At 65.5% G+C, this 11,538-nt stretch carries 7 protein-coding genes; 5 read left to right on the plus strand and 2 right to left on the minus strand.

Going from position 1 to position 11,538, the window contains the following annotated elements:
- Positions 1-389: 389 nt before the first annotated feature.
- The 5 genes from BM339_RS47135 to BM339_RS47155 all read left to right on the plus strand — a co-directional run bounded on the left by BM339_RS47135 (position 390) and on the right by BM339_RS47155 (position 7,052).
- On the plus strand, positions 390-824 hold the full coding sequence (locus BM339_RS47135; RefSeq protein WP_021594440.1) for a hypothetical protein: 435 nt from the start codon (positions 390-392) through the stop codon (positions 822-824).
- The gene (locus tag BM339_RS47140; RefSeq protein WP_075025088.1) at positions 814-2,007 is read left to right on the plus strand and encodes a hypothetical protein; all 1,194 of its coding nucleotides are present in this window, start codon (positions 814-816) and stop codon (positions 2,005-2,007) included. The genes BM339_RS47135 and BM339_RS47140 overlap by 11 nt, the downstream gene beginning before the upstream one ends.
- 8 nt (positions 2,008-2,015) lie before the next feature.
- Positions 2,016-2,591: a hypothetical protein gene (locus BM339_RS47145; RefSeq protein WP_143118906.1), complete on the plus strand. Its 576-nt coding sequence runs from the start codon at positions 2,016-2,018 to the stop codon at positions 2,589-2,591.
- A 3-nt stretch (positions 2,592-2,594) separates the two neighbouring features.
- A complete protein-coding gene (locus BM339_RS47150; RefSeq protein WP_143118907.1) occupies positions 2,595-3,473 on the plus strand; it encodes a hypothetical protein in 879 nt (292 codons plus the stop codon).
- A 117-nt stretch (positions 3,474-3,590) separates the two neighbouring features.
- Complete coding sequence (locus BM339_RS47155; RefSeq protein WP_256255903.1) at positions 3,591-7,052, plus strand: NACHT domain-containing protein; 3,462 nt, start codon at positions 3,591-3,593, stop codon at positions 7,050-7,052.
- Between the two features lie 2 nt (positions 7,053-7,054).
- Here BM339_RS47155 and BM339_RS47160 read toward each other — a convergent pair whose 3' ends face one another.
- Positions 7,055-11,041 carry an Eco57I restriction-modification methylase domain-containing protein gene (locus BM339_RS47160; RefSeq protein WP_075025091.1) on the minus strand — a complete coding sequence of 1,329 codons (3,987 nt, stop codon included), beginning with the start codon at positions 11,039-11,041 and terminating at the stop codon, positions 7,055-7,057.
- A gap of 192 nt (positions 11,042-11,233) precedes the next feature.
- Positions 11,234-11,538 (minus strand): transposase (locus tag BM339_RS47165; protein WP_075025092.1); only part of this gene is annotated, 305 nt, incomplete at its 5' end.

The following is an 11,538-nucleotide window of genomic DNA, read 5'->3' on the forward strand; positions in this document are numbered from 1 at the left end:
CACGACGTCCGAGCCATCGCCACACCCTGCACGAACCGGCACACCGCATCACGCAGACACACCGACCGAGATCAACTTCTCAAACACGCACTAAGGGAACGTGACACACCTGCAAGTTCCTGCATTTATGGACAGAAACTCCGAAACCAGACAGGTTCGCGCTCGCCCGTTTCGGCAGGCACGGCGACCCTGATGCGAACCTCCTTCAAGTTACGGCCCTGTTCAGTACATCCGAAACCTTGCCAGATATGACCGAAATAAAGGCGAGTGTTCTCTGGCCGCGACCTTCCATGTGCGCGATAACCCTGGAAGATCCGCGATTACCGACCCATAATGAGGCCTGAATTAGGGACACAGACGACCATAGTTGATCGGGAAGGTGTGGCCACATGGATCCGGCGCTGGCAGGGCTCGCCGGCGCGGTGGGGGCGGCCCTGGTGGAGGCCATGGCCACCGATTTCTGGGGTACGGCCAGAACACGCCTGGCACGGATCATCGGCCGCGGTGCCCCGGCCGCCGAAGCGGACCTCGCCAGAGAACTGGAGGAGTCCGCGAGCAGGTTGGAACGGCAGTCTCCGCCGGAGCGGACGGCTCTTGAGGCCGAGCAGGCAAGATGGACGGCTCTGCTGACGGCATTCCTCGTCGAGCATGTCGAGGCATCGGCCGAACTTCAAGACTTCGTCGCCCAGGTGCGGCGTGCGCTCGCCGACACGGACACCGTCCACGTCGTGCAGAACATCACGGCCAACCGCAACGCCTTCATCGCGGGCAGGGACCAGCACATATCGTTCCCCCAGGAACCCATGGACGCCGATGGGAGATGAACTGGAGCGTCCGAAGCCCACGCAAGCGGTCTGGGCCAGACGCGACGCGTTCGTGGCGGCACGCGACATCTATGTCACCGCGGTTCTCGGCAGGGCCGTCGCACAGGGCATCACCGGTGGCGGCAGCACCTATCGACGGGATCGGCCGCTGTTCGTCCAGTACACGAACCCCGAGATCCTGGCGTGTTACGGAATAGAGGTCCGGGGGGAGCATGCGGGCCTCGTCCTGACCCAGGCCCTGGAAGCGACCAGGTTGGCGTTACTCCTCACCGAGCGCCATCTGCTCATCCCGGCCTCGTACATCTTCGAGATCCCGTGGTACCGGATCTTCCTGGGCTGTCTGGAACCGCTGGTACGCACGGGGACCGTCCGATACATCTCGCCCGTCCCCGATCTCATCGACTACCGGGAGATGAAGGTCCACGAGTACCGGCATGATCCGCTCAACCCCTATCACCGCGCGGGGCTGCGCGGGATCTGCTCCGACCCCGACTTCATGTGGGCTCCCCGCCATGGCACAGCGACCGCCGTCGGAATCGGCGACCTCTGGCGGGACGCGCTCCAACCCGGCGGTGACCTGCACGGCATCGTCCGCGGAACCGCGCGCAGATGGCACCGGCCCCACGGCCGGGTCGAACGGCTGCTCGCGAGGACGCCGGATCGGCTGGAGGGCCAGGCGTTCATCGCGCGGTTCGTGGAACGGACGCTCCCCACCCGGTTGAACCCGGCGGAGAGCACGCGGCTCGCCTTCTTCCTCTCCCGCGCCTACCTCCGCAGTTACCTCCTCGACATGGACGCCGCCGTCCTGGTCGACCTCTCTCTGGGAGATCTGACCTGCGGCCTTACCCCGGCCATGGAGGAGATGGACGGCCGATTGCTGTCGGCACGCCGGCTGGACACCGTTCTGCACTGGCTTCAAGTACGGGATTTCGTGCACCGGTTCGCCGACTGGGACGAGTTGCTGCGACTGAGATCACTGCCGGAATTCGGGCTGATCGCCGACCGCGCCTATGACGGGCGCTCCATGAACGCACTGCGGATCGCCGCGCTGGAGGCCCGGAGATCCTCCGGGTTCCGGCCCGCCGGCGCCTATGCCGAGGCGAGGTCCAACGTCCTCGCGGTGGCCGACGCGCTGACCGATGTCACCTTCACCGACAAACCCGTATGGAGAGACGATCCATGACCCTATCCGTGTACTGCTCCGGCTCCATCTCGAAGGGGGCGTCGGATGAGAAGAAGCTGTGCTGGTCGGACGTCGAGCGGCTGGAGGTCGCGAAGGGCGCGACGCCGACGGAGGTCGTGTTCCTGAACCCGGACGACCCGATCACTGATCCACGGAACACGCTGGGGCAGTTCGGCCGCGACATGTACCAGGTCATGGTCGCGACGGCGGTCATCGTGGACGCCAGGGAAAGGCGCGGGATCGGCATAGGGGTGGAGATGACGGCCGCCGCCCTCCTGGGCACGCCCATCATCGTGGTCGCCCCGCCGAACTCCAAGTACCGGGCCGATGAGCTGGAGTATCGCGGCGTGCTGGTGCGTGACTATGTGCACCCGCACGTCGCGGCGCTCGCGACCGCGGTCGTGGACGACTTCCTGGCCGCCGGAGAAACGCTGACGCACATCGCCGATCAGAAGACCCCGGAAGCTCATCACATGCCGAGCTGGCTTGACGACGCCATAACGGAGTATCGCGACAACGTCCTTCCTGGCGACCCGCCGATGCTGGAAGCCCTTGAGCGACTGCCGCGTGCAGGAAGCAGATGAGAGGTGTTAACCGACACGGGCCATAGCGTCGCCGAACCCATCGGCGATTCACGAATCCATGTCGTCCGCAACGCCGCCCTTGAAGAGTTGCTGTTCGACCGCAACCTCACCGGCGTCGAGTTCCGGCGAACCTGCCTCCGCTGCAGCCGTCATTTCATCGCCCATGTCGTCGACGAGCTCGCTCCCGACGACACCGCCGAGCTGATGATCCTTAGCAAGGGGCTCGTGTACCAGCTCGGCGAGGCGATGGCGGCGGAGGCCGGCCGCAACCTGCCCACCAACATGATCGCCACCGGCCGCGCAGCGGTCACTCAGGACGCCGCACAGATCGAGGTCCCCTACGTCTGTTTCGAGGCACCCGCAGACACTCTGATCATCGGCGACACGGTGGCGTCCGGAGCGACGATCATCGCCGCCGTTCGGCGTTACCTGGACTCACACCCGCTCCGGCGCCTCTACGTCATCTCCTTCGCCGGGACGCGCCTCGGCGCGTCCCGCATCGCGGAGTTCTGCTCGAAGAGAGACGTGCAGACGACCTTCCTCTATGGACTCGCCGCCTTCGGTCTCGGCGACAACGGCTTCGACCTTTCGTTTCTCCACCCCGACACGATCACCGAAAGCGTCTATGTCGACCATGCCCGAAGGCAGTTCGAGGGCAAGGCGGTATCGGCGGTCGGGTGGGACTTCGGCTCCCAAAGCATGGCTCCGCGCAAGTACCGGCACCTGGGCTGGATCGAATCGGAGGTCTGGGCTCTCGGGGACGCGAAGTGCTTCGCATTCGCCGAAGAGCCTGACGACTGGTCCGCGCTCGCTCATGAACGAGCCGCCTACGAACGCGTCTTCCGGCGGCCAGGGAAGGACGTGCCGCCGCTGACGGGGTGAGGTGACCGGCCGGACATCAGGTCTCAGATTGGCGACGGTCGCGCCGAGCGGCGAAGTGGCCGGGTTTAGTGGATTCACGGGTCTTGTTGTCGGGCGCCGGGGGCGGCTGTGGTGCGGATGCTGAAGGTCGGGGGCCGCACGCTGATCGCGGCATCTCTGACCGTCGCGGCCGGGGTGGCGGTCAACCAGATCCTGAACAACGGGAAGCTGAGCTGGAGCTGGGGATATCTGGCGCTCGTCTTCACCGTGCTGGGCGCGTTGACGCAAGCGCCTCAGCAGACGGAGACCGCTTCCACCCCTGCGCAGGCGCGGAGAACGCGGAGGGGATCACGGCGGGAGTACCTGCGGCGGATGCGCTCGGCCGTCGACCAGATGGAGACGATCGGGCTGGTCACCCAGGCCGAGTACGTACTTCGGACCCGGCAGGTGTACGTCGACGTGATGCTCCAGCCCAGGCCGGTGACCGATGCCGTGACCGATGCCGGCATCGGTCACGTCCCGCCGACGGTGCTGGGCAGGCGGGAACCGCTCGCGTCCTTCCTGGCTCCGGGACGGGTGCTGGCGGTCCTGGGCGCCGCCGGGTCCGGGAAGACGACCCTGGCGAGATACACGGCGTTGGAGATGGCGGAGCGGCGGTGGTCGCGGGGGCCGCTTCCGGTGCTGCTGTTCCTGCGCGACCACGTGCAGGACCTTCAGGCCGAGGAGCCGGCGGGCCTGCCGGAGATCGTGGCGGCAGCCCCGTGGCTGGGCGGCGCGGCCTCCGCCGAGTGGCTGGAGAAGCGGCTGGAGCGGGGCCGGTGCGTGGTGCTGCTGGACGGCCTGGACGAGGTCGCCGACGCCCAGAGCCGCGGCCGCGTGGTCCAGTGGGTCGAGAACCAGATCAGCCGCTACCCGGGCAATGCGTTCGTCGTCACGTCCCGTCCGTTCGGTTATGACGGCAACCGCCTGTCGCGGGCCGATGTCCTCCAGGTGCAGCGGTTCACCAGCCGGCAGATCCGTGCCTTCCTGGACGCGTGGTACCGGGCCATCGAGCGCCGCTCCCGGGAGGGCGACCCGGAGGAGATCGACCGGATCGCCGCGCAGGCCGCCGACGACCTGTTCCGGCGGATCATCGAGCGTCCGGCGCTCTACGACCTGGCCGCCAACCCGCTGCTGCTGACCATGATCGCCAATGTCCACCGCTACCGGAGCAGCCTGCCGGGCAGCCGCGCCGCGCTGTACGAGGAGGTGTGCCAGGTCCTGCTGCACCGCCGCCAGGAGGCCAAGAACCTCGCCGACACCGCGCTGGACGGCCTGAGCGGCGACAAGAAGGAACGCATCGTCCAGGAACTGGCCTGGTACATGATGCGCCGGAGGCTACGCGACGTCCCGGCCGAGGAGGCCGAGCGCGCGATCCGCACCGTGCTCCAGCGCACGGCACCGGACATTGCCCCCGACGCGTTCCTCCACTACGCCAGGCGCAGCGGTCTGCTCCTGGAGCATCGGCACCGGCGCTACGGTTTCGCACACCTCACCCTCCAGGAGTATCTGGCCGCCGCGCTCGTCCCCGGGCATGCGTCCAGGCGCCAGGTCCTGGTGGACAACGTCAGCGACCCATGGTGGCGGGAGACCACCCTCCTGTGGGCGGCCCGCGCGGATGCCGGTCCCGTTGTGGAAGCGTGCCTGACGGCCCGCACCGTCCCCGCGCTCAACCTCGCCTTCGCCTGCGCGGACGAAGCTCGCGAGCTCGACCCAGCCCTGCGCGACCAGCTCGACCGGCTTCTGACCACCGAACCCGGTGACCCGGATGAGGTCCGGCTGCTCGACGGTGTCGCCGCCGTACGCGCCCTCCAGGACACCCATGCCCTCGACGACACGGGCACCCGCATCTGCGCCCACCCCGTCGACGCCGCCCTGTGGAACCGGTTTGCGAGCCGTACCGACCGCCCACTCGCGCCGCCCGGCGCCCTCACCGGCTATTTATGGACCCGCGATCTCAAGGACTTTGTGGACTGGTTGAACGGCCTCTTCGGTGACGGCACCAGCTACCGCCTGCCCACTCCGCCCGAGGCCCTGCACGCCCTCGGGAGCGACCTCTATCCCGGCACCGAAACTATCCTCTACGCCGCCGACCATGACCGGACCGGGGAGCAGGACCAGATGCGCCTCGTCACGGCCGACCCGGCGGAGCACCCCCACCACCCGACCGCCCAGCAGGTCGAGAACTACCCGGATGTGATCCTCGACCACACGCACATGTTCTTCCGGCTCCTCCGGCACCGTTCGTCTCTCACTTTCCCCCAATTGGCCGCGTTCGCCGCCCCTCGCGACCTCGCGCGTCCCGAGCATCGCCTTCTCCACCTCCTCGACGTGGCCCTCGACCTCTCCTTCGACCGCGAAGGCACTCGGGAACTCACCCGCGACCGCGCCCTCGACCTCACCGACGGACTCCGTCCAAACCTCGACCATCTGCTCCGCCACCCCTCCGACCGACGTCCGCGCGAGCCCTACGGCGAACGCGACCTCGATCGCGATCTCGACCGCGCCAGTGTCACCGTCTTTCATCAAGCACGCCGCGTCTGCCGCGGCCTCGAATTCGAACTCGACCTCGGGCTCGACTTCGACTTCGCACCCAGAAACATCGGCATCCTCTCCCGCGCCCTCTCGGAGCTGTTGAACCGCGAAACCCGCGTCGGCGACCCCAACGTCGGCGGAGACCTCCGCTTCATCGGCGACGTAAGCCGCGACATCGATATCACCCTTGACCAAGCCCTCAGCCGGGGCATGAGAAGGGCTCTCGACCTCGCACTTATCCACGCCCCCGATTCCGAGGCGGCACACGCAAGGCGCCCCATCACCACACTCATCGGCGCACTGGCCAGGGTGCCTCCCCGCGACGTCCCCGACCTCGCCGACAAGCTCTCCCTTGCCATCGACCTCGCCTACGCCTACCGTGATCAGACTCTCGAACGCCTCCTGAGCCGCGTCCGGGACCTCGCGCTCGCTCGGGTTCGGACGCTGCGGAGTTCCAGCATTTCCGCTCACGCACTCGCACACGATCTCGCCTTCGCGCGCATAGCTGCCGACAGCGATCTCTGGACGGTGCGCCCTGAAGCCGTTACCGGTATAGGACGGGCGTGCTCCCACCTGATGCGCTATTGGGTAAGTCAGATTTTCGTCGAGCATGACGGATCCAACCAGCCTCGGAGAACAACAGGCCGGAACTGGCTGTCAGACGTACTCCAGGATCAACTGGGCACCCCGTATTACTGGTCACCTGCGGAGGACCCGGTCCTAGCGTTGGCGGACGCGGAAAGGCTCGCGGAGACGAATGGCGAGCGGGAAATGGCGGCCTTGATCAAGAACGCTATGGCACTGGTCGCTCCACTCTCCGACCGGAGCCCCGTCAAGCAAAGCCATCTGGTCTTGTCGGCGACCTCGATCCTGGCGGCTCTCACCCTCAGCGAGAACTCGAGGCCCGAACTTTCCCGACTCCTCCACGGTGCCCTGTGCGCACTCATCGCGTTGACACCAGATGTGGACATCGAAGCCTCTGCGCGCCAATTGTCTCCACGAGCGCTAGTCCTGGTGCCGAACTAGTCTTACTTCTCACCGTGGAGACCGGCAGCAACTTCGGTCGCGTACCGCTCGTGGTTCAACTCCAGTAACCGATCCACCAACTCCCGTTGGACCGCCGGGCCAACGGTGTACCTCGTCTCCCGACCGACCCTGTGATGGCCGTGGTCGAGCTGCGGAATCAAGTCGTCCCATCCGTACGCCCGGCACACCGCTTCATCGATCATCTCGTGGATCTGGCGAAGCTCCACGATGTCCGTATCAAGGCACGTCGGGTCATGCACCAAGTTGTACGTCTTCGTAAGCCCCGCCTGCCGCGCAAGCATAAGATCCCGCCGAAACCGATCGAGCCGGTCCCCCAACGCCCGCATCTCCGACGTCATCTCAGGCAACGCCAATGTCTCGAACACATCGGACGGCGTGTACCGCACTCGGGTCTCCAGCGTCGATGCGCGCGAGAGCGTCCACCAGTAGTGCGGCGAACTGCTCAGCAGCGCGAGCATCACGGTATCATCCGTGGCGAACACACAAAGCGCATGCGAAAATACCTGACCATTGGGCACCAGTACGGGCATAACAGTCTTACTAACCAGCGCGAGCGCGATAACCCTCCTTAATTCTTTGATAGAATCGTAGAGTTCGGGCCTCGTGCGTTGAAAGCGCCACCACCCCTCTCGAGCACGTTTCTCGCCGTGCAAAGCACGCTGCGGCTTCACTAAGCGGCGAACGTGATCGTATGGTCCTCTGTAAGCACTGGCCCGCCTCTCCTCCCACTGTCGAAAGTTCACTACCCAGCGACTAGCCGTGAAATCGACGCGAGAATTTAGATCTTCACCGTTGAGATAGGGAAAAAGAACGTCAGCATTCCGAGGGTCATTCTGAATAAATGCGTCAACTTGTCCGCGTTCCATGGTGAAGCCGATGCCATCGAGCTTGGATCCCTGGAAGACTTTCTCAAAATTGGACGCCAGGCGATAAGCCGGCCCGGCGATTCGGGACTCCGGATCCAAAGAGGAGTTTATCCCGAAAACTCTCACCCCATCTAAGATTCGAGCCGCCTCCTCCAACGGCGGAAGCCTGCTCATCCAGATCGCGCAGTATTCCAAAGAGTTACTCTTTGACGGCCAAGGCTCTGACTTGATCGCAGCACGGATGGTCGCCCCCCGAGCGATGACCTGTTCAAGCCCCACCTCTCGGGTGTCCCCTTGAGCAAGGGTATTTGTTGCGATCAGCCCTACCTGCCCCCTCTCATTACACTGGGAATGACCGCGCAGAACGAAGTAGGCGACCAGATCACATCGCCCGCCGGCACGAACCCCTCTGGCAATATCAGCGACCACATATTCTCGATAGGCGCGTCCCAATAGACCGGCAATCTTCGTACCGCCGAGAAAGGGTGGATTGCCGATGATGGCGTCGAAGCCGCCCTTTTCGAAGACTTCGGGGAAGGCTAGGGGCCAGTGGATGGGGTGGCGGTCGAAGGCTCCGTCCGGTTGGTCTGTGCGGAGCCACGCGTCGAGTTGGTCGCGGGCGGTGAGTCGAGCCCGCTCGTCTCCGGATAGAACCTTGAGGGCAGCGCTTACGGCCAGCTTCGAGGCGGTGTCGAGGCCGGTCGTGCCTCTGCCGGCGTGGGCGAGGGCGGCGCCGGTGGTGAGGTCTGCGAGCAGGTGGACGCGTTCGGTGTCGTGCTCGATTCCGGCGAGGATCGCGCGCTTGTCGTCCAACGCCTTCAGGTCGGTGTTTTCGATCTCAGCTAACCGGCGGCGCTTGGTGGCCACGCGGGCGACGAGTTCGCGGATGCCCGTGGTCAAGTCGAAAAGGGCGCTCTCGTCCTCGTGCAGGCGACGGCCGCGTTCGGCGTCCATGTGCATGACTTCGAGCTGGTCGAGGGATGTAATTCCGAGCAGCGAATCGCCGACGACGAGACGGTCGTCCAAGAACGCGAACGGACGGTCTGGGCACACCAGCCAGAGGGAGAGCTTGGCGATGTCCACCGCCATCTCGTTGATGTCCGCACCGTAAAGGCAGTGTTCGATGATCTGGCGGCGGGCCTCGACGACGACCGGGTCGGCATCGGCGTCGAAGCTCGGTACCGTGGCGACGGAGTTGTAGTCGCGTATGCGTTCGTCGCCCTCGCGGATCCAAGCGCCGACAAGTCGGTTGGCAAGGTAACGGCAGGCGGCCACCAGGAACGCGCCCGAACCCATCGCGATGTCGGCGATCTTCAGAGAGAGGATCTCCACCGACGATATGGGACTCCACTCCTTCTCGTCTGCGGTTTGCAACGGTCCAGGAGAGTAGACAAGCGGTTCGAGGGCGTTTTCGACGACCTCCTTCGCGAGGTCGCTGGGTGTGTAGTGGGCACCCGTTCTCCGACGAAGAGACGACTCGGTGACATACAAGGCATCCGTGAGGATGACCATCGGAAGATCGCGCAGGTCTCGGCGGATGATGCCGAAGAAGGGCAGGAAGCGTTCGGCCAGTTGATAGTCACCCCAGGTGACCGCCAGCAGTTTTCGACGCGCCTCATTGGCCTCGGCGTCCGAGAGCGGCGCGAGCCGTTTTTCGAGGCCCTTGGCAGATCCGATGCGAGAGTGCTTGTACTCATCGGCGAGTCGCGCGGCCAAGGACGGGACGTCCGGGCATGAGGCGGCGAGATTCTCAAGAGTGCTGAGGGCCACCTCTTCTTCGTGGCCGGGTCTTCCGATGAGTCCGACGAACGTCTCATCGGCGTAGTAGGCGTCGTGGGATAACAGGCCCTCGTAGACATAGCCGATCTCCTCCACAGCCAATGTCCGGAAGGAGAGCCTGCGACGCTCACGTGATTTGCCGGTGCCGATGTGCACGTACTGCACCGATTGCAGCATGTGCAGGACAGTGCGGTCATCGATGGTGGGCGGCAACCAGTGGTAGCGGTGTGCGTCGAAGATGGAGCCGTCATGGCCCGGTATCGGCATGTTGGGATGGTCGATACCGTGGTAGACCGCGCTGAACAGAGCGAGAAGACGAGACCATCCCGCGTGGGTGTGCTCCAAGTCCTCTTCGCTGCCGTCCCGGACGCGTTTCTCCAGTTCGCCGCACAGCAGCCCCGCGGAGTAGGACTCCCAGTATAGCGGCTTGTCCGCGGGCAGGAGTCCGCATTCTTCCGCGCACAGGAGAAAGATGACGCGCATCATCACGGCGACGGCTCCGCGGTACACCTCGTGGGCGGAAACGTCGCCGATTCCGGTGCCGCCCCGGGCCAGGTCGGCGTTGTGAGCGCGCCCGATGGCCGCGACGAGCAGTTCGACGGCCTGACGGACCTGGACCCCGAGGGCCTCGGTGATGTCCTCCTGGCTGTCCTTGCTCGCCTCCAGAAGGGCTGGGAGCGTCTCATCGTCAGGTACACCGAAGAAGCGGGCCCGGCCGAGAATGGACACGAAGGCTCGGACGACATCGCGTTCCGCCGCCTCGTTCCAGTTGACGGAGTCGAAGACGGCTGTGGCGGTGACACCGCCTCGTGGCGCCCAGACGAGCACCCACCAGCGGCCGTCGGTGGCCAGACCCAAGGGGACCTCGTGGTGGCGGCAGAGTTGCGCGACGCGGTCGATCGGAGTGGCCGGCCAGTCCGAGTCCTTGATCCGCTGGTTGGGGTGCCCATCGCTGATGAGGCCGAGTAGCCGGATGCTCTTAGAGTCCGCGTCGGCTCCGGCTCCTCGCTCGCGAAGCGCGAATGAGGGCTTCACCGTGGTGTCGTACGCGGGGACGTCCATGACCAGGTTGCCCACATCGGTCTCGAAGTGGACAAGGTCATCCCAGCCGAGAAGTTCGGTGAGGACGTAGTCGACCCACGGCCGCCCCGGAAGAGCCTTGTGCTCCAGCCGGAGACGCTCACGGGCCGCCTTGCCCAGCGCGTCAAGTGCGGGCCAGGTTCGGCGGAGGATCGGAAGGCTGAGAAACGGTCCGGTGACATCGATGAGACCGAGCCATCTCGTGTGGTCGAAGTCTTCCTGACGTCTGGCGAACCGCGCCATTCATCGGCCCTCCTACCTCGGCCCGTCTACCAGTTCTAGGCCGTGGCCGGTCCGTTCTCCTCCCTCCCAAATCAGGCCCCATCTACGCTTTTTGCATGAGGCGGCGATGCGCGCATAGGGCGCTCGGTCAATCACCAGAGGGAGTTGCCCTGGTCCGCCGCTGAAAAGCCCGCGCCGCGCTTAGACGTCATCTCATTTGGCGAGTCGGCGGTGACAGATGAGGGTGGCGGCGATACCGACGAAGGCCAGGAAGTGCTCGGGCTTGCGTTCGTAGCGGCGGTGCAGGCGGCGGCAGCCGCTCAGCCAGGACACCGTCCGTTCCACCACCCAGCGGTGCCGCCCCAGCCGGTCGGAGGACTCGATGCCGCGGCGCGCGATGCGCGGCGTGATGCCCCGCCTGCGTAGCCAGCGCCGCAGGTCGGCGTAGTCGTAGCCCTTGTCGCCGTGCAGCTTGGCGGGACGGCGCCGACGCGGCCCGCGCCGGGAGCGGATCGGCG

The organism is Actinomadura madurae (assembly GCF_900115095.1).
GTDB classification, from domain to species: Bacteria; Actinomycetota; Actinomycetes; order Streptosporangiales; family Streptosporangiaceae; genus Spirillospora; species Spirillospora madurae.